Here is a 24,055-nt window from a genome sequence, read left to right as displayed (position 1 = left end):
ATAACAATTATTCGGAAAGCTTCTAAAAAGACAGCTTAGAAGAAGGAATTGGCATGGCTTCACGCGAATAAATCACCGAGGTGATTGATAGTGGCGGGTAGCTCTGACAAGGTCGTCATGGCGTTTATTGGAGTAGCATTATCGATTTTTATAATTTATCGGATATATATATGGCTGCAAAGTTCTCCGCGTTCTTTCATGAAGGATCAGATCCCGTTTAATAAAGTGATTATTCCTCACCCATCTATAGACATACTAGAGGATGAAGGGTACGAGGTCGTTGGAGGGAAGCTCAAAATCCCGTTGTCCTTCAACGTAAACGGGGCGCAGATGTATAGCCGGTTATTTATAGATTATGTGGCGACTAAAGAGGAAGGATCAATATATTTGGTTATCCTTTCTAGACCACGCAAACCTTTGGATTTCACAGGCAGCGGCTTACGAGATACCTTGCTTCCTTACTTACTGATTTATCCGGAATGTAGCGGAGTTTTGTATGTTAATGTTGCTGCGGGATCTATTCAAGTGATTAGGCTCGGCAGGGATGACGGAGAATCAAACTGAGTCCATATTTAACTAGGTGTATGCTTCCGAAGTAGTTTTGCCGAAGCAATTCGGGGAGCATCGCTTACAAAACTAAGTCCATGCTTCCGATGTAGTTTTGTCGCTGCTAATCTGGAAGTGTCGCTTACAAAACTTTTAGGAGGCAACAATGAAGGGACAACGACATATTAAGATACGCGAGATTATTACGCAAAAGGATATCGAGACACAGGACGAGCTGGTGGAAGCCTTGCGTGAATCCGGTTTTCAGGTTACTCAAGCTACAGTATCTCGAGATATTAAAGAGCTATTGCTCATTAAGGTGCCTATGGATGATGGAAGATACAAATATTCGCTTCCAACGGATCAACGGTACAATCCAATACAGAAGCTAAAGCGCGTTTTGGTGGATAACTTTGTGCAGATCGATTCATCGGCTAATCTTGTGGTGATGAAATGCTTACCGGGTACGGCTAACTCAGTCGCTGCTTTGATTGATAATATTGACTGGCCACAAATTATGGGGACCATCTCTGGCGATGATACCATTCTTATTATTTGCCGCCAGCCTGAGGACAGCAAGAATGTAATTTCACAAATCATGGGTTACATTTCTTAATTTTTTATTCTATCAAATTCTTATCATCTTCTCGGAGGTGCTCTATTAGTGTTAGAAACCTTGTCTATCCGCAATCTAGCCGTCGTTGAGGCGGTAGATGTGCATTTTTATCCTGGCTTCCATGTGCTCACAGGGGAGACTGGGGCAGGTAAATCCATTATTATTGATGCGCTTGGACTGATTGCCGGAGGGCGCGGCTCCGCGGATTCTATTCGTTACGGTTGTGAAAAAGCAGAGATGGAAGCGCTCTTCAGCCTCCCAAGCGGTCATCCCGTCTGGGATACTTTAGAGCGTCTTGGCATTGAGGCTCAGCGTGAGGAGCATCTTATAATACGCCGTGAGCTCACCTCTCAGGGTAAAAGTACATCACGTGTAAACGGACAGATGGTCAATCTTACTATGCTACGTGAAATTGGCGAGCAGCTGGTTAATATTCATGGACAGCATGAACACCAAAACTTATTGAAGGCAGAACGACATTTGGGACTGTTAGATACATACGGAGAACCCATTATCGGGCCGCTAAAAGCGGTATATCAGGAAAAGTATTCCGCCTTTGCGAAAGTGGAGAAAGAGCTCCGAGAGCTGCAGGAATCCAGCCAAAAGGCTTATCAAATGCTTGATTTGTACCGTTTTCAGTTAGAAGAAATTTCATCTGCAGCATTAAAACCGGGAGAAGATGAATTACTTGCCGAAGAACGGGTCAAACTATCCCACAGTGAGAAAATGATGGATTCCGTATCCGGTGCATATGAGCTTCTCTACGATAGACAAGGCTTAGAATCCATCGGTAATGTCATTTCCAGACTCGAGGACGCGGTTCGTTATGATGAAAAGGGACTTAAATCCGTGCTCGAGCAGTTGCAGTCCTCTTATTATCAGCTGGAGGATGCTGCATTTCAGCTTCGTGATTATCGAGAAGAGATCGAATTCAATCCACAGCGGCTCGAAGAAATCGAGAATCGTCTCGATTTAATTACCGGACTCCGCCGTAAATACGGAGATAGTGTAGAACAGATTTTGGCTTATTATGAACAAATCCATCGGGAAACCGATCTGCTTGAGAATAAAGATGAATACCTGGAGAAACTGACGACCAAACGCGATGCATTGCTTTCTGTATTAATGGAAGCAGCTACTGAATTAAGTGAAGCACGGAAGCTGTGTGCGTCTGATTTAGCCACGCAAGTGGAGAGTGAGCTTAAAGATCTTCAGATGGAAAGAACCTCGCTACAGGTTAAATTAGACACGCTGGAGGACCCGCGTGGAGTTGAGTATAAGGGTCGGCGTATTCGTCTTACAAGACAAGGGATCGACAGTGCGGAATTTATGATTTCCCCTAACCCTGGCGAGCCGTTAAGACCCCTTGGCAAAATTGCCTCGGGTGGTGAGTTGTCGCGTATTATGCTGGCAATGAAGAGTATTTTTGCGCGTCATGATGCGATTCCAGTTCTAATTTTTGATGAGGTGGATACCGGTGTGAGTGGTCGGGCTGCTCAATCCATTGCAGATAAACTGTATAAGCTGAGCTCCACATGTCAGGTGTTCTCCATTACGCACTTACCTCAGGTGGCTTGTATGGCTGATCATCAGTATTTAATCCGCAAAAAGGTTGAGGACGGAAGAACCATGACAGAAGTGGAATCACTCACGAATGATGGACGTGTAATGGAGCTGGCCCGAATGCTGGGTGGAGTGGAAATTACCGAAAAAACATTGCACCACTCGCAGGAAATGCTTAATTTGGCCGAGGCAAGTAAGGCTGCAACAAGCTAAGCGGAACAATGATTGACAGTAATAAAAGCCTGGGGGCAAGGTTATCTTATAGGTACGCAATTGGCGACCACCTTTTTCGTCAAGCGAAAGAAGCAAAAGGGAGCGTGACAGCCATTGAAGCCTAACCTCAGGAAGTTAATGCCAGGCCTTTTATTTGCCTTCTTTCTTAGTTTATCGGGCATAACGGGAACCCACCAAAGTTTTGCCGCACCACTGAACAGTGAACCTGCCAAGGTGAGTGCGCATGGAATCAAACCGGAACTGAAGGTGATCCCGGGAGGTCAAACGATCGGAGTAAAGGTGAAATCAGCAGGTGTTCTGGTTGTTGGACATCATCTGATTGAAGTATCCGAGAAATCCAAGCTTTCCCCAGGTGAGATCAGCGGTTTGGTGCCAGGTGATTTGATGATCTCCATTGATGGAGAGAAGCTGGACGAGTTATCTAAGGTGGCCAAGCTTGTGGATCGTGCTGGAAAAGCGAATAATTCTCTGACGATTGTCTTTAAACGCGCTGGGAAAGAGCATACAGCCAAGCTCAAACCTGCGTATGATATTAATGACAAAGTCTGGAGGTTAGGCCTGTACATTCGAGATTCTGCAGCGGGTGTCGGCACGTTAACTTTTTATGCCCCGAAACAGGGGGTTTATGGAGCTTTAGGACATGTGATTACGGACATGAATACCGGAACACCAATTGTTGTTGGCAGCGGTCATATTGTTCAGTCCAGTGTAACTTCGATTTCTAAAAGCCAGGATGGCGATCCGGGTGAGAAACGAGCCCATTTCTTAAAAGAAAGCCAAGTGCTTGGTAATGTGGAGAGTAACACAGATTTTGGCATCTTCGGTAAAATGAGTCGTAATCCCGAGCATAGTCTTTATAAAGAACCTATTCCTGTGGCAATGAGCAATCAAGTCAAGGAAGGTCCAGCTGAAATTCTTACCGTTGTAGATGGGCAGCAGGTAGAACGATTTAAGGTTGAGATCATTCATGTGGCACATCAGCAGACACCCGCGACAAAGGGTATGGTCATTCGTATCACAGATCCGCGACTGATCGATAAGACAGGTGGTATCGTTCAAGGGATGAGCGGAAGTCCAATCGTTCAAAATGGACGGCTCATCGGCGCTGTAACTCATGTGTTTGTAAATGATCCTAAGTCCGGCTACGGTTGCTTCATCGAATGGATGCTCAAGGATTCTGGTGTAACCCTACAGGAGAATAGGTATCCATTAAATCTTAAGGCGGTTTAGCCTTAAGATTTTTTTGTCGAAGGATTACGAAGATCATCGAACTTTGAAATAAAATATTTAATTATAATCCATGCCAGAAAAAAAATAAAGAAAAATAATTTTCGACAGAAGGGAATTCAATCTCCATGTCGAAAATGTTAAGAGACAAGAAAAAAATGTTATTTTCGAATAGCAGATATAATTAAGGAGGAAGCAGCCAGTGCAGAATATTGAAGTGTTGTTGGCCGATGATAACAGGGAGTTTACGAATTTGCTTTCCGAATACATTTCTGAACAAGAAGATATGACGGTAACGGGTATCGCCTACAATGGTGAAGAAGTGCTTCAAATGCTAAGCGAAGCACGCAAAGTTCCCGATGTCCTTATTCTTGATATCATCATGCCACATTTAGACGGTCTGGGTGTCTTGGAACGTCTGCGTGATATGGATCTGAATCCTCAACCGAAGATCATCATGCTGACCGCTTTTGGTCAGGAGAACATCACTCAAAGAGCTGTACAGCTTGGTGCATCCTATTATATTTTGAAACCGTTCGATATGGAGGTCCTGGCAAATCGTGTACGTCAGCTTGTAGGGGTCCAAGGCAGCATGAGCTCATCCTCTAACATGTACAACTATTCGTCGACGTCCAGATCGAATGTAGTGCCGCTTACAAAGGGCAAGAATCTTGATGCTAACATTACCTCGATCATTCATGAAATCGGTGTTCCAGCACATATCAAGGGTTATCAGTACCTGCGCGAAGCGATCACCATGGTATATAACAATATCGAGATCCTTGGTGCGATTACAAAAACACTCTATCCAGCCATAGCAGAGAAATTCAAGACCACGCCTTCACGTGTAGAACGCGCGATTCGCCATGCAATTGAAGTGGCTTGGACCCGTGGCAACATCGACTCCATCAGCCATTTATTCGGCTACACCATTAATATCTCCAAATCTAAGCCTACTAACTCGGAATTTATTGCCATGGTAGCTGACAAGCTGCGGATTGAGCATAAGGTTAGTTGAAAGGGTTAGGGGCAGTGCGTGGTAAGGGATTGTAGGTACTGGTAGGTGTTTACAGGTAACGTAAGGATACCGATAAATATCCGAAATGGTGCATTTTAAACCGATAAATATTTTTGAGAAAAGCTATTTATAACCGCTGTTTATTGGGTTTCCAAAAATCCAATGAAGGGCGGTTTTTTGTTGTGACGGACTTCGAATTTCAAGTAGACAATTTCATGTTATTTTGTTCCTCCAAGAATCTTTCGCGTAAAACAATGGCAAGCTATGAACAAGCGTTAAAGCTCTTTGGTCAATATTTAAAGCAACAGTTCAAGATTGATGAAGTTACAAAGGTTCAGACTGGTCATATACGTCAATACATCAAGTATTTAAGGGAACGTGGTAAGTATACTGTCGTAAGCACTGAAGAATCAAAAGAAGTTAATCATCCTGAAAGTCGTTCAGATTTCAAGAAAGACATCTCAACGGCAACCATAGCTAACTATGTGCGGAATATCAAAGTGTTTTTCAATTACCTTCATGATGTTGAAAAGGAGATACCGAAGAACCCATTAACCAATGTGGAAAGTCCGAAAATCGAAAGGAAAATAAAAAAGACTTTAGCACCCGAGCAATTAAAAAAAGTCCTTTCCCAATTTGACCTTTCAACTTTTCATGGTTATAGAAATAACGTTATAATGCGGCTTTTGCTTGACACTGGAATGAGAATCGGAGAATGTCTATCGCTTCTACCAGTAAGCATCGATTTTAAACATAAAAGCATTCACATAATCAATACTAAGAATAAGCAGGAGCGATTTGTATATTTTTCTTATAAAACTGCTAATGAATTAAAGAGATGGATGAAGTATCGAGACAGATACTCGGATTCTCCATTCCTTTTTCCCACTATTAGAGGTACACAACTAGAGGTTAGAAATTATGAAAAAGCACTGCGTGACGCAGGTGCTAAAGTGGGAATACCTATTCATCCACACCAATTAAGAAACAACTTTGCCAAGTATTATATATTAAACAATGGTGACTGGTTTAGTCTGTGCAGAATACTTGGACATTCATCTGTTGAGGTTACACAGAAGGCATATCTCGATTTCACGGATGAAGAGATTGGAAAGAAGTATCAAAAGCATAGCCCACTGACCTTCATGGATATATAGAGCCTCAGAATGCACTAGAAACGATTTAATGGATAAGGTAGTGATTTAGTCAAGGAATGAACATTCGAATGCTCCCACGTTGTTCAGCTAGTGTCAGAAATAATCTGAAACGGATAAATGAAAAAGCAAATCAATTACGACGTCTTAGAATGGAAACATGAGTCTTGACATCATCTGGTTAAGTTGATTCATTAAATATCGCTTTAAAATGAAGGGAAGCCATGACCTTGTATAAGGTTCATGGCTTTTTTATGGATTTTTTTCACTCATAAAATCACTGTTTTCTGAATTCATGGTGCTCTGATTGTTTCTTAGATATTTGAGTGAGTAATTAGTTAGAGTAATAAAAATAAACTAGTTAATAATTAAACAAAATTAACATTTTTTATTTACAATTAATCATTATTCAGTTATTGTGTTCTTAGGAATATTAAATTAATAGATAAGGAGATGGGTAAAATGATTGGATTAGAATATACTTGTCAGGTTTTTAATGTGGAAAATAAGGATCTAGCGGAGAAATTAAAGATTTCACCTCCTAACATTAGTGCGTGGCTTAAGGGGAATAGAGAAATTCCAGCGAAGTATATTCCAGAGTTATCAAAAATTTTCAAAGGTCTTTCGATGGAGTATTTTCAAAAAGAACTCACATATATAGACGAGTTGAAAATTAAAATTCATCATATCGAAACGATGGAGTGGGATGATCGTATCGATGAATTACGGGTATACGATATGAATAATGGAGGGGAACTATTACACGATTTAGATGAGGATACGTACGAAGACGAATTGAAATTTTTATACTCTGAGTTAAACAAGGTTATAAAAATGAACTCTTACCAAGAAAGGGTTAGCCAATTACTAGAACGTGTTTGGGCATTAGACAGTGCAACAAAATACGAGATATTCAAAGATAGAAATCCCGAAGAGTTCATTGTGAGTAGATTAAATAATTACTTAGATTACGCAATGAAGTTTGAAGTTGGTGGTTTAAACGCATTGGAGAGCATAATCAACTATTTAAATTCTTATCATAGTGTTGATGAGGGGAATTGGGAATCTCAAGAACTTTTTCCTAACGAAAAGCTTCTTTCCTTCTATAAGGATTTGAGAGAAGTTTTAGTAAAGCATAAGGTGTTGTGAGTATAAATATAGATTGCTTAATGACATTAAAAAAACAGAAGGGTGATAATAATGAAATTAAAATTTCTGACTAAAGAAAAGATGAAGGAAATGAGCAAAGCTGATATGAAAGAGAGGGTAAGGTTTTTACGAGTAGAAGAAAGAACGCTGAAAAATTACATAAGCAACCATCAAAAAGCCATTAACAAGATACTATCGGATATGTGGCGAATAGGACAAGCCTTTGAATTAGATAATATACATTTTTATCTAAAGTTGTTAAGCAAAGAAAAGCATGTGCTTGAGGATAAACTATCTTTTATTAAATTAGAAAAGCAATTATTGAGATCGCATCTGAGTTTACATCAATATGAGGATACTGCAGATTTCAGAGAAATATTTGATACTTATGTAGAATCCTTCAATGAGGAGTTGGAAACATATCCGCTTGATGATGATACGGTTTGCCATTACGAGTTTGAATATGAAGGTTCACGTTTGACGCTTACTCGTTATTCAATTGAATTTGATATTACACCTATGAAACAAAAGAGATTAGATGATAGAGAAGCTGAAATGTTGGAAAACATAAAGAATAATAAAATATGGGGAAAGTATATGGTGGAAACTATAGGTGTCTAATAATGTAAAAAATTAGAAATGGTGAAAACCCAACAACTTATTATAAATTTACAATACTTGACAATCGAGTGGTTATATGGTATAATATAGATATAAGTCAAAGAGGGGCACTCTGTCTGAGTGCTTCTTTATTTAATTGGAGGAGATTGTAACAAATCTCCTTATTTCTGTTGCGAAAAAATGAAAGGAGAATGAAAGTGTCTGAAAAAGAAAAGTTTAGACTTCTGCGGCTGAAAAAGCGAATTACACTAACGGAATTAGCTAAGTACATCAAATGCTCAAGATGCCACATTGGTAATTACGAAAATCGAAGAGCAAATATGGACTACAAGAAAGTTAAAATGTACAAAAAATATATCCTAGAGAAAAGAGTTGATGAGAAATGAGTTTATGTATTGCGGTTAATAAACCAGGAAATTTCGTGATTATTAGTGGGGACGGGCGCATCACCAGTGGTAGTAGAATTGTAAGCGATTCACATAAGAAACTTACTAAGCTTACTAACCAAGTATCAATGTTCTGTTCTGGTGTGCAAGATTATTGTGAGATTCTACGTTCATTGGTAGCGAAGCAAGTAAATGAATTTACACCTATTGATCAGATTGCGAAAATCGTAGAAAGTGAATCTTTGAGAGTTCATGAACAATTCCTTATGGCTTATCCCACCTACTACGATGTAATGCCGAACGGAGCAAGTTTAGCTACTGTATTAGCTTTTTATGATCTAGATAAGAAAGAATGTGGGATGATTGAATATTGCCATAGAACTAGATTTGAGCCACGAACTATAGTCGGATCTGCGATGTCTGCACGAGGTATTGGACAAGATAGAGCATTAGTCTACCTACCAAAACACTTTGATTCTCAGAGTCCAATAGAGAGCGTTCTGGATACGTATAGGATCATAGGTGAGCAAGAACAAAGTGTAGGTGGAGATATTAGCATACACGTAATATCTGAAATAGGGACAAATGAACTGGTATTGGAAGGTGCAAAATGAATGTCATATTGAATTTAAATGATATAGCTAGTAATTCTAGCGGTACGACCTATGCAGCGTTTAACGGTGGGACTAAAGCTAGAACATTGAGGGGGATTGCTAATCTTCAGCTTGGTAGAAATGTGAAAATGGGACCTGATGCGACTATCGATTGGACGCAAGTTACAAATCAACCGCATATTCCAACTCTACCAAGCTATATAAGCGCTACTAAGATTACTCAAACAACAATTGAATCTCCTAGCATATTCGGAGGAACCATTTCTATAGGTAGTGGGAATAACGTTTTGAAAGCGGATTCTAACGGGGTTTACTTAGGTAATGCAACGTTTGCCAGTGCACCTTTTAAAGTAACAATGGATGGGAGACTGACCGCATTAGATGGTACGTTCAAAGGTATTATCGATGGTTCTATAATTACAGGTGGACTAATTAGAACGGCGGATTCAGGAACAAACAGGATAGAGTTATCTGGGAATGGATTAGTTTCTAGAAATGAGCTGAATGAAAAGAATGGAGTAGTTATTGATAGTGGGAACTTCTCAGCTGTTGACTTTTATTACAAAAATCAACATAGAGGTGGTTTGGAGCAGACAGCAGGAAATCTAGCTCTCACGACTACACAAGGCTCAATCATCATTGAAGCTGCTTTATATAGCAGTACCTTGTTTAGAGGGAAAGTAGATTTCTCAGGAGCTACCGTAATTGGCGTTGTTGCAACGTTTGGATGATTTATCAAATATACAAAGGAGAATATTTATGAAAGATAATACAAAAATATGCGGTAGATGTGATCAGCTTCTTCCACTAGGCAATTATTACAAACAATCTAATACAAAGGATGGGAAGGGTAACTACTGCAAAAAGTGTAAAAGTGAATATCAAAAAGAAAGAACAAAGATGTTGAAAGCTAAAGACCCAGCGAAATTCTTATTAAATGAGTCATGTCGTGCAGCTTATGAAAGAGGTGGAGCTACATATAAACGAAAAGGCTATGAACACGTTAGATGTAGTTTCGATAATGTGAGAGATTTTCAAGAAGCATTATGGGATGATGAGGTTTTCAGAAACGAGTGGATAGCTCAAACGGATGTGTATATAAAACTCAATAAGTACAAATATCGTCCAACATTGGACAGAATCAATCCTGAATTAGGTTATGAAATAGGTAACATAAGGATGCTGCCACAACGCATAAACGCATCAAGAGATAAAGCTGTTTGATAAATAAGTCAATTGTAAGTGGGTTTAGTATGAAATAGTAGTATCTTTTACATGTTTCCGTGAAGAGAACGGAAGCTTATTTTATTTGGACATTTATGAAAGGGGATAAGACATGTTTTCAGAAAATGAGTTTTTTTATTGCTATAGCATGAAGCTATTCAAGTTTCTACGTATGGATAGAGAGTTTAGTTTTATTTGTTCAGGGCTTCATGAGAAGACGATGCAGAAATTTTGGCAGTTCAAACGAACTGAAGAATTGAATAGAGCATTGTTGGAGTTCAGTCAGCGCCATTATTGTTCTAATGAACAGTAATGGTTAGTGGTCTTAGTGTTAGATTAATTGGTGTTAAATTATAAGGAGAAGTGAGAATTATGGGGAAGAAAGAAAATAAAGAAAATAAAGAAAATAAAGTACCATGGGTCGCCATGCCCATTCAGATGTTTCATTATGATAATACAAAGCTATTTATCCTGAAAGAAGATGACTGCGCTTTCAATTTATACTTTGAACTAGCAAAGCTATCGCAAAATCCCTGGATGTATGGGAGGACAGTCACTACAGTATCTCTACTTAGTGATCAAATGCCGCTAGTTGCAGATAAGACAAAGAATAGAGCAGAGCACAAGCGTTTGCTGGCAGTGCTATCAGATCGAGGTTATATCAAAATTAGTCCTACTAATTACAAAAACGATACACCTATTACAATTGAGGTGCCGAATGCCGCAGATACGATTCAGAAAGAAGAAAAAGACGATAAAGGGTATAAGTTTAAGTTCAATCGTTTCGTCCAAGTAACGCAAGAGGATTATGAATCCTGTCTAGGTAACGCTAGATACTTTAGAGCATGGATTTACGCTGAACATCGGATGTTTAGAGGAAAAGAGAATGAAGGTGAGTGGATTTTTTATAATGAAGAATGGCAAAATGTGATGGACATTCAAAGTAAGACTACTGTAGGTAAGATATTCAAGGAAATGCAGTCATTGAATATTATCGATAAGATTCAAGGCAAGACCTACACAGACAAAAATGGTAATGTGAGAACTGAAGGTAGCAGGTACATTCCAGTTAGTAAGGGAGTTCGTGAAGTTCGTCAAGAGCAAGTTGAAGGCAAAGAGAAAGACGAAACGTTAGCTAAATCTCAGAATCGGATAGTTGATGCATTGGTCTCAAATTTGGACGTTACTGATGAACGAGTTCATAAAACGAACCTGATGAACCCTGATAAGAAGGTCAAGTTAACAGGTGAAGACATTGCAATTTACTTAGACACTAATTGTGAAGCCACGAAAGCCCATGTTAAAAAGCGACTAGTTGCATTGGAAATAGCACATCCTGAAGCCTTCAAGAGCCTTATGGCGGCAGGACATAGGGAATACGAAAAGATGAAGCAAGAGCGTGCAGGTAAGAAGTGGGTTGAAGAAATGAATAATATCCAGTTGTCACAAGAAGAAATTGAATCTCGGAACAAACCCTTGGTGTATAAGAAGAAAAGTAATGGTGGGGTAGATTTATCAGATTTATTGGACTAGTTCATTTTAAGGATGAATTCATCTCATTATTGGACTAGGCAGGTTCGTTTTTAAGATGATTTCATCCTATTATTGAACTTACCTAGTCCATTTTTGGGATGAAAACGGGCTCAGGAATGGACAGTATAAACAAAAGAACTATAAGAAAGAAAAAACCTACCAGAGAGTAATTTTGGGTATGGGTGTTTTCGCTTACGCTCTCTGAAGTTCAAGACCTTAAAACCCTGTCGCTACGCTCCTGTCGTGCCGTTGGCACTCTCAGCATTAACATCCAAGTTAAGCTTTTGAACACAGTGTATATAAAATTTTTTGAATCAATCCATTCCATTTCTTTATTATTTTTCTGCTAAACAAACTGCTATTATCTTTGGAGAATTCCTTTGAATTTTGCTAAGGTGCATAGGAATACGGGATATATTGGAAAAATAATAATAACCATTTTGCACCATTTATCTACCAATGGGCAACTGTGTAACGCGTGTATGAGGAAGAGGACTCTTCGTTTTTACTTTGAAAATTTAGAAAATGCCCAATCGAGTGCTCCAAAAAAGATACCCATTAGTAATCCATAAATTGTGAATATATTCTTTAGTAATTTACTTGGAAAATAAGAATGAATATCTACATTAAATAAACGTTTAATAAGTTCGGGAACTCCAATTTCTAAAATTGTCGTAGCTAGTCCAAAGAACAATACAACCATAATCGCAGCTGCCCATTTGATTTTTGATAATTCAAAACTTTTTTGTGAAATGAAATCATCTACCTCTTTATTTCTTTCAAATTGCTCTAACCGTTTGAGAATGGTAAGGGTTGTTTGATTATTATGTTGCACAAATGGAAGTGGTGTATTTATTAATGTATTTTTTTCAGTTTTCCATTTATTAATTTTGTTAACATACATTAACCAGATAATGATGGTAGATACGACCATGACGATAGTGGCACTAAATAATTTGTGTTGTGTGTTTAAGAAATCCACAAAGCCAAAAGTGCAAATTGGCAGTGAACCGAAAATTATACAAAATTTAGGTATTGATGAGTTTTTATCGTGAAATAAGTAGAAAATAATGCCAAATATAAAAGTGAAGAAGAAAATGACTCCTAATGTAGAGTTGGATTTGAGTCCAACCACATAGCAGATGGTGATCAAACCACCAACAATAAGAAAAGCAATTACTAACTGAAGTAGAATGGAAAACAATTTTCTCATATTATTAATTCTCCTTAATAAATTTTCTATAACTCCGTGGCTATAGAATGTGAGGATAAGAACCAAGTCATAGGTATAAAGTCAATATCACAAGGTGTAATCAACTGTGTTGCGAGCTCTACTAATTAGAGTCTTTTTTGCGTCTTCTAGCCAACTTTTTGATGCTCCTATCAACTTGTATTATGGTAGTATGTATATAGGCTATTATAACTATAATTGTAGATTTATGGAATACAAAAAGATATATGTTAGCAGAATTCGAGGGGGAGTCGAATATGAATAAGTATGGTGTTGTCGCAATTAAGGCAGTTGAATTGATGAATGGCGAATTGTTGGAACCGCCTAATGCATGGAATAAGGCTGCTTCGGACATGTTCAGTGAAGGAACTTCATCTCAACGCAAAGGTTGCCCTAGGAATACATTCCTTGATTTGTGTGAGGAAGGGTTAGTCAGAGGCGTTCCAAAGGGGAATTATACGTATAGATCGGATAGCTTGAACAAGGCTTATGCTGTTGAAGCTGTAGAGTTGCTGAGGGGAAATCCTTTATTGGCTAATGATAAGAATGGCTCATGGAAAGAAGTTATGAAAGGCGTTAAGAAATCACATAACTCTCAAATGGATGTCGTGTTGGCTTTATGGGAGAAAGGGCTAATTGTGTTGGAGTGAAAATTAGTTGGTTCTATTCAATTTACAATTATTCTTAGTATAGATAAGCACGTTACTGAAATTTCAATTGAATTATTATAGGAGGGCGTTTTCGTGGATGAATCTCATGTAAATAGTCTCACATATAAATTGATTACAGGAAGTGATATTGAATATACAAGAGAAGCATTTATAGAACTTCATACAGAAGAATTTTATATGTCGATGAAAGATGGACTGTTAACTTGTGAAATGAAAAAACATTATTCTCAAGTTCAAGATGCTAGGAATACTATTGAAGTGTTTTTAAAAACTTGGGAAATCGATGTAGCTTTGAAATATGGTTTGGGTGAACTGGATTTCTTGTTTTTGTCGGCTGATGTCGTTTATAAAGATCCAAATTATTTCTATGTAGGGGAAATCAGTTTAAGTGGAGAAGGTGGGCTGTCTGCCAAGATGACTGTTGAAAGAGGAGCATATCCTACAATTCCTGCTGATTTTATAGCAACTCCTGATGTCGAATTACTTTGGACTAGGTACAAAATGTATCTTCAAGGAAGAGATCAGTTGCTTAGTATGGCATATTTTTGTTTGAGCTACATTGAGGGAATAGCAGGAGGAAGACGAATCGATGCTTCTAATAAATATGGAGTTAATAGAGATGATCTAAACAGATTGGGAGAATTAACGTCAGCAAGAGGTGACAAGTTATCTGCTAGAAAAGGAGTTAGAAATAACTTTCTACCTTTAACGGATGAAGATACATTATGGGTAGAGGGTTTTGTGAAATTGTTGATTCGTCGTATTGGTGAATATGAGGCTAGTATCGAAGAAGCAAAAGAATAATCACAAGTTTTACGGATAGACGGTATAACTTCATGTGTAATCCAGCGTTTGAAATCTTTAGCCTGTTTTTTACGACTACCTAGAATAATAGAATACAACCCATATTCATTAACGATATTTGTATCACCAGATAAGCCCCCTATGTTGAACATAGTCACCTCATCTTCATCTAATCTGCTGACAGCTTGGGTAGTATTACTAATTTCTAATACCTCACACACATCTTTTGCTACAAACCATGGTTCATTGTTAATCATTACGGTTCTAACATTACGATTACCGTAGGAGAATACGCTTGCTAATACATTTGATAGTGCTGATTGATTATTATTCATTCAGAGCGCTAAAAATATATAGGATGTGAATGGAAATGAAGTATCATGAGTCAGTTCAAAGTGTTGAGTGTAAATCAGAAATACTTATAAGTGGAATCGAAGCGAGGTACAGCTTGACGATAACATTGAACAATAAATATGAAAAAATGCTCACTTACATAATGATGAATCCAAGTATAGCGGATTTAATCCAATCAGATCAGACATTAAATCGGGTAATAGCGTTCGCTGCGAGTGAAGCTAATAAACCAAAAGAGATAGGGAAAGTGAACATTGTCAATCTATTTGGCTTATATGAAACCAAATCCCCCTCTTTGCAATCAATTATTGATCAACTTACTCCTATCCCAGGTTATGTAGATTATCTTAATAAAAATCGTAATAGTATTGAGGTAGGAATTTCAACATCAGATTATATTGTTTTGGCATGGGGAGATGTACCGCCAGGAATGAAAGCAAAGTTCCATGCTGTGGAAGTGAACTACGTTTATGATTGCATCATGAATAATAATAAAGGTGACTCATTATATATCCTAAATACATTAAATCAAAATCATAAAACGACATTGACCAAATCTAAACGTCCTAGACACCCAAATCGTATAAATTTTGATACATATGTCCCATGTACTCTATCAAAGAAACGAAATTTTCTTAGCATTATTCATGAATAGATGGATTAGTGAGAAAAGCATCGTAACCTAATTTGAAAGTTATATCAATTAGTAGTTGAACAAAATGGCAAAGCAGTAACGGATAGTTTGACAATAGCGGAAGTGTTTAGGAAAAGACATGCAGATGTATTACGTAGTATTGAATCACTTGATTGCAGCGAAGAATTTAGAGAGCACAATTTCGTGCCTTCCTCATACTCTAGTAAACAAAATAAGGAATTGCCTAAATACTACATCACACAAGATGGCTTCTCCTTCCTTGTCATGGGTTATAGCGGAAAGGATGCTGCTATAACAAAGGAGAGTTATATAATTGAGTTTCACTAAAAAGATTAGTTTTTAATTCCACTAATTTAGGGAGGATTTTGAAGGATGAATGATGAGATAAATGTTAGATATAATGCAGGGGATGTCATAAAAGCTTGGGATAGCAAATCAGGTTATGGACGTCCTTACTTAATTATCTCAAATGATAAAGCTGTAATTCAAGGAGATTCAGATTATATAGCACTGAAAATCACTTCTCAGGATAAAAGAACGAATTTCGATATTGATTTTAACTGGAAAAAAGCAGGACTTCTTAAAAAATCCATTATTAGATCAAATAAGTTTGACAGTTTATCAAAAGAAGATTGTATTGAATGTTATGGTAGTATAGAGGAAGAAACATTTAATGCTATTCTTGAAAAGTGTGGAACAATATTGATAAATGATAAGGATAGTGAATACAACCGAGCATTTAAGCAATGGTTAAAAGCATATAATATAATAAAGAAAACAAATCATAAATTAGATGACGCAACCCTCGATATTCGTGATAAATTTAATCGTGAGATTGCTATTTTAGATGGACAACTACGTATTGTTTTTCATCCTGATTACCTAGCAAGACAAATGAATAAGACTCAATGAGTCGGAATAGCCCTCCTACACCTAATATGTGTAGGAAGGCTATTAATCGTTTGCGTTATATCTTAAACAATCCGCTCTCCACGATGTCATACCTAGGCTCAATCCATTGAAAGAGTCCATCCCCGCACTCTATTGTCTCAGGCATATCACAACCGCTTGCACCTGCCCACCATAATACTTCATCACTATTAGCTATACGATAGTTTTCATGTTGTTGAGCTTCCTGTTTGTTGAATGTGATTGTTAGCTTCTTAGTCTTGATCCATGCTCCGTTGTGGAGAATTTCCTTTACTGTGCCCTTATAGGCATAAGCTGTTTTTGCATTAGGAAATGTGATCGTCATGTCTAATTTAGTTTCGATATTTATCATTATTTAATCCCTCATTTCATTATTGCCCCATATGTATCGGCTATATTATTAAACTTTGCGAGTTGACAAATAAGAATGTATACTAGGGCTGGCTGCTACAATATACCGATATGGGTATATTGTCAACTGCATATTTTCCAAAAAAACTAGGGGGAAAACATATGAGATTAAGGATTAAGCTTCAGGATATTCTTACTGAAAGAAAAATGACTCAGGTTCAGTTGTCCGAGTTATCTAATGTAACTCAAGCTAAAATTTCTAATTTATGTAATAACAAATTCAAGGAACTTAACATCGGAATTATTGAGCGAATAGCGGCAGCATTGGAGATAGATGACATATCGGTGCTAATGCAATTGGAGAAGTGAGAGTAGTTAAGGGGGATATTTATCATGCAGTGACCCTCCGCGCAGCAGTGTTATATATTCACGTTAACTTGTCCTATTTTAAAAAAAGAAAACGATGAAAAATCAAAAAAAAAATGCACTCTCTCGTTAGCGATTCAGCGGCAGAGTGCATTTTTTCGTTCTGCAAGGATTCTATAGGTTTATATTGGGTTTAGAATCAGCGTAAAGGTTAGTTACGTTAAATTAAACTATCAATAAGAATATGGGAAATGGATCCTCAGCTGAATAGATAGAATTCAAGTTTTATCTATGTTCAATTATACATTAATCTCTATATATTCAGTGAATACATAAAAGCTTACGAAATTTATCTATTTGATATTATGTTATAATGTGGAAATGTTGAGAAAAATGGATATGTTTGATTCTAAAAAATTCATTAAAATTAAGGAGCCGGATGATGTATATTATAAACTCTTTGTTGGTAGAAGAAATCAAAGATTATTACATCTTAGAATCTGAAGAAGAGCGTAAACTCGAAATTTTGGATAATTTATCTAAAATAAATATTTTTGTAGGGTCTAATAATTCAGGTAAAAGTAGAATGTTAAGAGAAATATTTAAAATTGGAACTAATTATATAAAAACAAATTTTAATTTATTAGAGTTTAATCATTTAGTTGAGGCTTTGAAAAAGAATATCCACGAGATTATCCTGAAATATAATATTGCTGATTACAATGGATTTTTGCAAGATTGTAATAATTTAGAAGAGATTGATTTTATTCAAGAGGACATCAATTTTTTACAACCTATTTTATCTTTTATAGTTAGATTGATCAATATGCAGGGACAAGGTTCTATTACGACTAGTAGTTACACTTCGACCTTTTATCAACATGAAAATTTAAATCGTGATCTTAATGAGTGTGGTATTAAATTCAAACTGGAACTTGAAAAAATTATAGGTGATGAACCTGAACAGTACAATTTTAAGAAAATATACATTCCTACGTTACGTGGCTTAAGACCGTTTGAGTCTGAAGATGATATATATCATCTTCGAACTAAAAAAGATTATTTCCGTGATAAAGAGCAACTTGATATATTTACTGGACTTAGTTTGTATAATGATCTAAAAAAATTGCTTCTTGGGAAATTAGCGGATAGAGAAGTGGTTTCGAAATTCCAAAAATTTTTAGGAGATACTTTCTTTGAAGGAAAAGAAGTTACCCTAATTCCATATATAGATTCAGATGTGGTTTCTGTTAAAATTGGTGATGAAAATGAAAAGTCAATCTACAACTTAGGTGATGGCATCCAATCTATTATTATTTTAACATTTCCATTGTTTTTAAATGAAGGTGAAAATATGCTTATTTTCATAGAAGAACCAGAATTGTATTTGCATCCAGGACTTCAAAGGAAATTAATTGAAACCTTTATGAAATTTGAAAATTTTCAATTTTTTATTACCACGCATTCTAATCATTTCCTTGATATGACTTTAGATATTCCTTATGTTTCAGTGTATACGTTTAAAAAAGAATTTGATGAATCTGTTAATTCCCGAGAGAAAGAAGCTAAATTCATAGTTGATAACGTTAGTAATGAGGACAGTAATGTATTGGAACTACTAGGGGTTAAGAATTCTTCAATGTTTTTAGCGAATTGTACTATTTGGGTTGAAGGGATTACTGATAGATTTTATCTGCGTAAATACTTGCAGATTTATCAGGAGTCTTTAGGTGCTGTAGACAATGATAAATTTCGTGAGGATTATCACTATGCTTTCGTTGAGTACAGTGGAAATAATATAACGCATTGGTCATTTCTTGATGATGAGGAAGCTGATGTCGAAAATATAGTAAAATCAATGAATGCTGAGAAAGTTTGCGGAAAGCTATTTCTTATTACAGATAAAGATAGTGACGTAAAGAAAGATAGGCAGGATAGGCTAAAAGAAAAGCTTGGAGAAAGATTCTATTGTTTAGAATGTAAAGAAATTGAAAACCTTCTTAGTGTTGATGTTCTGAAGAAAGTTGTAAGTGATTATGAGAGAAAATCAGCAGTATTTAATCGTAATATTAGTGAAGCAGACTACAAAAATAAATATATTGGTAAATATATAGACGACCATCTTGTTGACAAAAAAAGAAGAGGTAATTATGGAGATAAGTCAGGAACTATTAAAAATAAAGTGAACTTTTGTGAGAAAGCTTTGAGCCATATACACAGTATTGAGGATATGTCTGAAGAGTCGATAGCACTCGCTAGAAAAGTATATGAGTTTATTAAGGATAATAACCAATAATCAAGTATCATTTTTAATTTAAAACGAATGTAAAAGAGGGGAAGAAAAAAATGAGTTTATCAATGTCAGAATGTAAGGTTTGTAATGGATACACAGAATTTGTTATCTATACTGGAAAAGCTTTTAATTCACTTGATGATATATATTCATCGATTTTGGTTGGTTGCAATTTTTGCGAAAAAAGAGGGACAATAGATGAAAAGTTAAATACTGATTTGCGAGCAGATTTCTTTAAGGATCAAATAAAAGAGGAATACGGAGTATCTGCATACATTAGAGCGTTTGAACCTAAATATCCAACATTCAGGCATTATTATCTAACTATGATTCAACCAGCTATCCAAGCAGGCATTAGGAGCAAGCTAGAGTATGATAAATGGTATTCGGATAAGGATAATACTAAATAAATGAATAATAAGTATAAGGGAGTGATCATGTGTTAAGGGTAGTTCATCTTTCTGACTTCCATTTCTCAAAAGATTCTAAGCGTGACTTTGAACTATATTGTATCAAACCCCTAATTGAAGATTTAGCGAGAATAAATCAGGATAAAAAGATAGATTTAATTATTTTTTCAGGAGACTTGATAGATAAAGGTGGATTAAGCTTTGGGCAAGAAAAGATAGATTTAGCATTTTTAGAATTTGAAGACTATGTTATTAAACCAATATTAGAAGAATTAAATCTTTCAAGAGACTCTTTTTTATTTGTACCTGGTAATCATGATATTGATAGAAAAGCAGATACAGAGCGTATGGAGAAAGCTCTTAATGTAACTTTGACATGTACAGAAGATGTGAACAAATACATTGATGATGATGATCTAACAGACGGATCAAAACGAATCATAAAGTTCAAAGAATTTGAAAAGTCATACTATTCTGGAACAAGGCATGATATTAGTAATTTTGCATCGACCTTTAGATTTAATTTTGATGGTTTAAGAGTGGGGGTAAGCTGCTTCAATTCTTCATGGAGATGCTGGGACAGTGATAAAGATAAAGGCAAAATATTGTTGGGTGAGAGACAAGTTGAAAATGCTATTGAAAAATTAGAAGGACTTGATTTGAAACTAGCAGTAATTCACCATCCACTTGATTGGCTAAACCAGTTTGAGAAGAAAAACGTTGAGAATCTAATTCATAAATATTACAACTTAATGTTTTGTGGTCATGTACATGAAGGAGAAAGCGAATACAAAACTAATATGTTTGGAGGGACTCTCTTAGTATCTGTGGCTCCAGCAAACTGGAGTGGTGGAATTCGTAGCGACGATCGTGCGTATTCCAATGGTTATGCATACATAGACTATACATCCGATAAAGTTGTTCTTACTAATAGAACATATTTTCATACAAAGAAATCTTATGGTCCCAACATAGCGTTAGGAAACGATGAAGGAAAGGCTATTTACTATTTACCTAATACCACAGTATTAGAGTCATTGAATAGTGCTAAAGAGATATGTGAGACTATTCGTAATGAGCAATTTTCTCAGACTAGTGAACATTTACTAAGTTTCCGTACTGAAACTTTGGCACCTAAAGAGATAAATAAACTATTTGTATTGCCTTTACTTACTACACAACTGAGCAAAGATAAACAAAAAATCTATACGCTAGATGAAATATGTTCTTTAGAACATCATACGCTTCTCTCAGGACCTAAGGAATCAGGTAAGACAATACTTCTAGATAAGCTTATGATGGAATTCACTGATAATGTATTTAAGTATAAAAAAATACCAGTTTTTATTGATTTGGAAAATTCTTCTAGTCGAGTTGAGACTGAGATTAGTCGTTTTTTGAATATAAAAATAAGAAAAGTTGAAGAACTCTTAAATAATCATGAAATTGTATTATTAATTGATCAATTATCTACAATACCAAAAATAAAGACGAAATTAAATGCATTAAATCGATTTTTGGAAGAACACAAAAGTGTCCGTGTTATAGCAACTACTACTTCATTAATTAGTAGCGATATACCTATAGAATTTAAAAGCTATTCGGTACTTTCTCGTATGTTTTCAATACAAATCAATTTGTTTAAGTCTAAACAAATTAGAGAATTGACCAGTAATTGGTTCTCATTAAATCCTCATTATAATAATCCTGACAGTTTAGATGAAATAATTAAAGTTTTCAACAGATTAGATATTCCTAGAACTCCCCTTGCAGTCTCTATGTTTTTATGTATTTTTGAATTTCAACCTGGCATTTCACCTATAAATAACTCAGTATTATTAGAGAATTTTATAGAAATTCTTTTTGAAAAACATGCACCTAAGGAAATGTTTTCAGAAGAATTTAACTATAAAAATAAAATAAGACTCGTTTCAGAAATTGCCTACTTAATGTATGAGCTCAATGATCAAAACAAGAGGATTAACAGGATTCAACTTATTTCTTTTATACAGACCTACATGATCAACAGGAGGTTTGATTTTAAGGCAGATGAAATATTGATAGGATTAGAGAAGGTTGGATTATTTACTGAAGAATTTGATAAAGGTGAATATTATTTATCATTTCGATTCAAATGTTACTATAGTTTCTTCCTTATGAAGAACATGACCTTTAGAAGTGGATTTAAAGAAAAAGTATTTTCACAGGAAAGATATTTACATTTTATGGATGAAATAGATTATTACACTGGCGTGAAGGGTGACGAAGAAAATCTTTTATTAGAACTAAAGGACAGAATGCTAGAAAAATTCAAAGGCATTGTAGAAGCATATACTCCTTTAAAGAATCTTGATAGTATTTTTTTGAATTCAAACAATATACTTGCAGCAAACTTAAGTGAAGAATTTTTAGAAGTAATAGATACTACAAAAGATGATACAGAAGATTCTTTAGACGAAATAAATGATACAAGGCTGGAAATGTCAGCTTCTCTCCAAGTCTATAGTGAAAAAGAAAATATGGAGTTAACTCCATATCAACAAATCGAAAGGTCATTGATGATAGTTGCAAGAGTCTTAAAGAATACTGAAGAAACAACTGATGGTAATTTGAAATCATCTTGCTATAAAGAATTGATACATTGTTCTTCTGTTTTTATAAGTTTAGTAAGGTTATTATTAGAAGATAATAAATCGCAAAATACTGATGTTATAAATGATGAAGTGAAATTAAGTGAAATTGAGAATTTTTTAATAGATTATTTACCAGTAGGTTTGCAAATTTTCTTGCAAAATTTAGTTTCTTGCTCAAAGCTCTATGTAGTAATGGAGGATGATGTTAAGGAAAAGCTAAATTCACCTAATTTATACTCGGAACTTGAGACTATGATTTCTATTCTTTTATACTCGGATTCAAAATCAACTGCTAATTTGAAGTACTTAAAAGAGTTTTTGAAATTGCATAAACACAAATATATTAAAGAAAATCTTTTAATGAAATTAGAGAAGAAAATGAATTGAATTTAATTAAGCTCCTATGTAGCTATCTAGGGGGAGAAATTTCAAGATACATTTCTTATTGTTCCCATTGTGACATAATACAAGAAATGACTCAAGTTAATCAAATAAGCGAACTTGAATTAGGTGAAAAAGTATATTTTGAAGGGGCTTCTATAGAATCATTCTTAGAATTATGTGACATACCTAAAAAGTATCATGAACAAGTATTGCCATATCTGCATTGTAACGAGTGTGGATATGGGTATGATGAAAAGAAAAAAAGTCATCCAAAGGGAGTTTTTGATAATTCAATACTACTTTTTAATGAAGGTGATATTGATGAATACTTAAATGTAGATATGTCCGATTGGTATGAGTTTACGGTGAAATACGGCATTCAAATTAAATCTTTCGAGATAGTTAATTTTTTAACTACTATAAAAAAAAGTCCTTTGTTAGCATATAGACACTATGTTGGTGTAAAGCTTTTTGATTTACTAAGTCTTATGTATGAGCATGGTGATTATCTTTTGTTGAAGAATAAGAAACTTTTTAGAGGTAGAAAACGAATGCTAGGGACTGAAAAGTATGAAGAAAATCAAATGTGGGAGCCGCCATTTGGAGTTTCTACTCATGGAAGATACAATATTATAGGAACATCAGTATTATATTTAACGGATGATATCAAATACGTTCCTTACGAAGTGAACCTTACTAGTGAAGAGGAATTAGATATTGCAACTATAAAAATAACCCAACAACTAAAAATATTGGATTTGAGTAACTTTATGGGTGATTTCGGTAGATTTCTTTCTGAATCTCCACACGACCTAAAGACATTAAAATTCGAATATTTATTATCAAATTATATTTCGGATTGTTGCAAAGAAATAGGGTTTAATGGAATAAAATACATGGGTGTGAAAAAAGGTAATTATAATAATTATGCTTTGATAAATTTCGATAAGAAAAATGAATTGGAGATTGTTGCTGTTGATAATGTAAAGGTCGGAATTAGATATAGAATACTGGAGTAAAGAGAGCCTTCATAATGAAGGCTTTTTTTAGGAGGTGGGGGGGGGAGTTAAAACCTCTAAAATTCTTTT

The 24,055-nt window shown here is 35.6% G+C and carries 24 protein-coding genes and 2 pseudogenes; 23 read left to right on the top strand and 3 right to left on the bottom strand.

The genetic code is table 11. The features are described 5' to 3' along the window. The first annotated feature begins 117 nt into the window (after window positions 1-117). From MHB64_RS22155 to MHB64_RS22095, 13 genes are all read left to right on the top strand, one after another. A complete protein-coding gene (locus MHB64_RS22155) occupies window positions 118-564 on the top strand; it encodes a hypothetical protein (RefSeq protein ID WP_094873657.1) in 447 nt (148 codons plus the stop codon). A gap of 148 nt (window positions 565-712) precedes the next feature. Continuing rightward, complete coding sequence (gene ahrC / locus MHB64_RS22150; protein ID WP_094873645.1) at window positions 713-1,162, top strand: transcriptional regulator AhrC/ArgR; 450 nt, start codon at window positions 713-715, stop codon at window positions 1,160-1,162. 48 nt (window positions 1,163-1,210) lie between these two features. Then, window positions 1,211-2,938: a DNA repair protein RecN gene (gene recN / locus MHB64_RS22145; RefSeq protein WP_094873642.1), complete on the top strand. Its 1,728-nt coding sequence runs from the start codon at window positions 1,211-1,213 to the stop codon at window positions 2,936-2,938. A 138-nt stretch (window positions 2,939-3,076) separates the two neighbouring features. Then, window positions 3,077-4,189, top strand: coding sequence for a SpoIVB peptidase (spoIVB, locus tag MHB64_RS22140; RefSeq protein WP_445671644.1), 1,113 nt, complete (start codon window positions 3,077-3,079; stop codon window positions 4,187-4,189). Between the two features lie 199 nt (window positions 4,190-4,388). Continuing rightward, on the top strand, window positions 4,389-5,204 hold the full coding sequence (gene spo0A, locus MHB64_RS22135) for a sporulation transcription factor Spo0A (protein ID WP_042129795.1): 816 nt from the start codon (window positions 4,389-4,391) through the stop codon (window positions 5,202-5,204). A gap of 182 nt (window positions 5,205-5,386) precedes the next feature. Beyond that, complete coding sequence (locus MHB64_RS22130) at window positions 5,387-6,361, top strand: tyrosine-type recombinase/integrase (RefSeq protein WP_341136111.1); 975 nt, start codon at window positions 5,387-5,389, stop codon at window positions 6,359-6,361. Window positions 6,362-6,820: 459 nt separating this feature from the next. Beyond that, entirely contained in the window at window positions 6,821-7,507 is a 687-nt protein-coding gene (locus MHB64_RS22125) for a YdaS family helix-turn-helix protein (RefSeq protein WP_340392481.1), read from the top strand. A 51-nt stretch (window positions 7,508-7,558) separates the two neighbouring features. Then, window positions 7,559-8,128 (top strand): hypothetical protein, encoded by a 570-nt coding sequence (locus MHB64_RS22120; RefSeq protein WP_340392480.1) that lies wholly within the window; start codon window positions 7,559-7,561, stop codon window positions 8,126-8,128. Window positions 8,129-8,510: 382 nt separating this feature from the next. Further along, a complete protein-coding gene (locus MHB64_RS22115; protein WP_341135387.1) occupies window positions 8,511-9,128 on the top strand; it encodes a hypothetical protein in 618 nt (205 codons plus the stop codon). After that, window positions 9,125-9,859 (top strand): hypothetical protein, encoded by a 735-nt coding sequence (locus MHB64_RS22110; RefSeq protein WP_340392478.1) that lies wholly within the window; start codon window positions 9,125-9,127, stop codon window positions 9,857-9,859. The genes MHB64_RS22115 and MHB64_RS22110 overlap by 4 nt, the downstream gene beginning before the upstream one ends. Beyond that, entirely contained in the window at window positions 9,834-10,352 is a 519-nt protein-coding gene (locus MHB64_RS22105; RefSeq protein ID WP_340392477.1) for a hypothetical protein, read from the top strand. Before MHB64_RS22110 ends, MHB64_RS22105 begins: the two co-directional genes overlap by 26 nt. Before the next feature lie 112 nt (window positions 10,353-10,464). Then, window positions 10,465-10,665, top strand: coding sequence for a hypothetical protein (locus tag MHB64_RS22100; RefSeq protein ID WP_076193349.1), 201 nt, complete (start codon window positions 10,465-10,467; stop codon window positions 10,663-10,665). Window positions 10,666-10,724: 59 nt separating this feature from the next. Further along, window positions 10,725-11,885, top strand: coding sequence for a hypothetical protein (locus MHB64_RS22095; protein WP_341135386.1), 1,161 nt, complete (start codon window positions 10,725-10,727; stop codon window positions 11,883-11,885). A 505-nt stretch (window positions 11,886-12,390) separates the two neighbouring features. Here MHB64_RS22095 and MHB64_RS22090 read toward each other — a convergent pair. Then, a complete protein-coding gene (locus tag MHB64_RS22090; protein WP_341135385.1) occupies window positions 12,391-13,098 on the bottom strand; it encodes a hypothetical protein in 708 nt (235 codons plus the stop codon). A 275-nt stretch (window positions 13,099-13,373) separates the two neighbouring features. On the opposite strand from MHB64_RS22090, the gene MHB64_RS22085 reads away from it, so the two are divergent. Together MHB64_RS22085 and MHB64_RS22080 are read left to right on the top strand one after the other, a co-directional pair. Beyond that, entirely contained in the window at window positions 13,374-13,766 is a 393-nt protein-coding gene (locus MHB64_RS22085; RefSeq protein ID WP_341135384.1) for a DUF6979 family protein, read from the top strand. A gap of 93 nt (window positions 13,767-13,859) precedes the next feature. Next, window positions 13,860-14,591 (top strand): hypothetical protein, encoded by a 732-nt coding sequence (locus MHB64_RS22080; RefSeq protein WP_341136143.1) that lies wholly within the window; start codon window positions 13,860-13,862, stop codon window positions 14,589-14,591. A 32-nt stretch (window positions 14,592-14,623) separates the two neighbouring features. On the opposite strand, the pseudogene MHB64_RS22075 reads toward MHB64_RS22080, so the two are convergent. Then, a pseudogene (locus MHB64_RS22075) lies at window positions 14,624-14,926 on the bottom strand (BRO-N domain-containing protein); the annotation flags it as partial. A 35-nt stretch (window positions 14,927-14,961) separates the two neighbouring features. Between MHB64_RS22075 and MHB64_RS22070 the strand changes: the two are divergent. From MHB64_RS22070 to MHB64_RS22060, 3 genes and pseudogenes are all read left to right on the top strand, one after another. Further along, window positions 14,962-15,600: a DUF1643 domain-containing protein gene (locus MHB64_RS22070; RefSeq protein ID WP_341135383.1), complete on the top strand. Its 639-nt coding sequence runs from the start codon at window positions 14,962-14,964 to the stop codon at window positions 15,598-15,600. A gap of 60 nt (window positions 15,601-15,660) precedes the next feature. After that, window positions 15,661-15,927, top strand: a pseudogene (locus MHB64_RS22065) (Rha family transcriptional regulator); the annotation flags it as partial. A 45-nt stretch (window positions 15,928-15,972) separates the two neighbouring features. Beyond that, window positions 15,973-16,512 (top strand): type II toxin-antitoxin system PemK/MazF family toxin, encoded by a 540-nt coding sequence (locus MHB64_RS22060; RefSeq protein WP_341135382.1) that lies wholly within the window; start codon window positions 15,973-15,975, stop codon window positions 16,510-16,512. Between the two features lie 55 nt (window positions 16,513-16,567). Here MHB64_RS22060 and MHB64_RS22055 read toward each other — a convergent pair whose 3' ends face one another. Next, window positions 16,568-16,882 carry a hypothetical protein gene (locus MHB64_RS22055; protein WP_341135381.1) on the bottom strand — a complete coding sequence of 105 codons (315 nt, stop codon included), beginning with the start codon at window positions 16,880-16,882 and terminating at the stop codon, window positions 16,568-16,570. Window positions 16,883-17,043: 161 nt separating this feature from the next. On the opposite strand from MHB64_RS22055, the gene MHB64_RS22050 reads away from it, so the two are divergent. From MHB64_RS22050 to MHB64_RS22030, 5 genes are all read left to right on the top strand, one after another. Then, on the top strand, window positions 17,044-17,250 hold the full coding sequence (locus MHB64_RS22050; RefSeq protein ID WP_341135380.1) for a helix-turn-helix domain-containing protein: 207 nt from the start codon (window positions 17,044-17,046) through the stop codon (window positions 17,248-17,250). 460 nt (window positions 17,251-17,710) lie between these two features. Continuing rightward, window positions 17,711-19,543 carry an AAA family ATPase gene (locus tag MHB64_RS22045; RefSeq protein WP_341135379.1) on the top strand — a complete coding sequence of 611 codons (1,833 nt, stop codon included), beginning with the start codon at window positions 17,711-17,713 and terminating at the stop codon, window positions 19,541-19,543. Window positions 19,544-19,593: 50 nt separating this feature from the next. After that, on the top strand, window positions 19,594-19,950 hold the full coding sequence (locus MHB64_RS22040; RefSeq protein WP_076193142.1) for a hypothetical protein: 357 nt from the start codon (window positions 19,594-19,596) through the stop codon (window positions 19,948-19,950). Window positions 19,951-19,979: 29 nt separating this feature from the next. Continuing rightward, window positions 19,980-22,970 carry a metallophosphoesterase gene (locus MHB64_RS22035; RefSeq protein WP_341135378.1) on the top strand — a complete coding sequence of 997 codons (2,991 nt, stop codon included), beginning with the start codon at window positions 19,980-19,982 and terminating at the stop codon, window positions 22,968-22,970. Next, entirely contained in the window at window positions 22,967-23,986 is a 1,020-nt protein-coding gene (locus MHB64_RS22030) for a hypothetical protein (RefSeq protein WP_341135377.1), read from the top strand. Before MHB64_RS22035 ends, MHB64_RS22030 begins: the two co-directional genes overlap by 4 nt. Window positions 23,987-24,055: the final 69 nt, after the last annotated feature.

Source organism: Paenibacillus sp. FSL K6-2859, from assembly GCF_038008265.1.
GTDB classification, from domain to species: Bacteria; Bacillota; Bacilli; order Paenibacillales; family Paenibacillaceae; genus Paenibacillus_AQ; species Paenibacillus_AQ nitricinens.
The sequence above is the reverse complement of the archived record's forward strand: the minus strand, read 5'-3'. Positions and strand labels throughout refer to the sequence as shown.

What these genes read in the sequence shown, in the direction of transcription:
- MHB64_RS22155 (WP_094873657.1), top strand. Translation starts at nt 118, where the DNA reads ATGGCGTTTATTGGAGTAGCATTATCGATTTTTATAATTTATCGGATA.
- ahrC (WP_094873645.1), top strand. Translation starts at nt 713, where the DNA reads ATGAAGGGACAACGACATATTAAGATACGCGAGATTATTACGCAAAAG.
- spoIVB (WP_445671644.1), top strand. Translation starts at nt 3,077, where the DNA reads ATGCCAGGCCTTTTATTTGCCTTCTTTCTTAGTTTATCGGGCATAACG.
- MHB64_RS22125 (WP_340392481.1), top strand. Translation starts at nt 6,821, where the DNA reads ATGATTGGATTAGAATATACTTGTCAGGTTTTTAATGTGGAAAATAAG.
- MHB64_RS22120 (WP_340392480.1), top strand. Translation starts at nt 7,559, where the DNA reads ATGAAATTAAAATTTCTGACTAAAGAAAAGATGAAGGAAATGAGCAAA.
- MHB64_RS22115 (WP_341135387.1), top strand. Translation starts at nt 8,511, where the DNA reads ATGAGTTTATGTATTGCGGTTAATAAACCAGGAAATTTCGTGATTATT.
- MHB64_RS22110 (WP_340392478.1), top strand. Translation starts at nt 9,125, where the DNA reads ATGAATGTCATATTGAATTTAAATGATATAGCTAGTAATTCTAGCGGT.
- MHB64_RS22100 (WP_076193349.1), top strand. Translation starts at nt 10,465, where the DNA reads ATGTTTTCAGAAAATGAGTTTTTTTATTGCTATAGCATGAAGCTATTC.
- MHB64_RS22095 (WP_341135386.1), top strand. Translation starts at nt 10,725, where the DNA reads ATGGGGAAGAAAGAAAATAAAGAAAATAAAGAAAATAAAGTACCATGG.
- MHB64_RS22090 (WP_341135385.1), bottom strand. Translation starts at nt 13,098, where the DNA reads ATGAGAAAATTGTTTTCCATTCTACTTCAGTTAGTAATTGCTTTTCTT.
- MHB64_RS22085 (WP_341135384.1), top strand. Translation starts at nt 13,374, where the DNA reads ATGAATAAGTATGGTGTTGTCGCAATTAAGGCAGTTGAATTGATGAAT.
- MHB64_RS22070 (WP_341135383.1), top strand. Translation starts at nt 14,962, where the DNA reads ATGAAGTATCATGAGTCAGTTCAAAGTGTTGAGTGTAAATCAGAAATA.
- MHB64_RS22060 (WP_341135382.1), top strand. Translation starts at nt 15,973, where the DNA reads ATGAATGATGAGATAAATGTTAGATATAATGCAGGGGATGTCATAAAA.
- MHB64_RS22055 (WP_341135381.1), bottom strand. Translation starts at nt 16,882, where the DNA reads ATGATAAATATCGAAACTAAATTAGACATGACGATCACATTTCCTAAT.
- MHB64_RS22050 (WP_341135380.1), top strand. Translation starts at nt 17,044, where the DNA reads ATGAGATTAAGGATTAAGCTTCAGGATATTCTTACTGAAAGAAAAATG.
- MHB64_RS22040 (WP_076193142.1), top strand. Translation starts at nt 19,594, where the DNA reads ATGAGTTTATCAATGTCAGAATGTAAGGTTTGTAATGGATACACAGAA.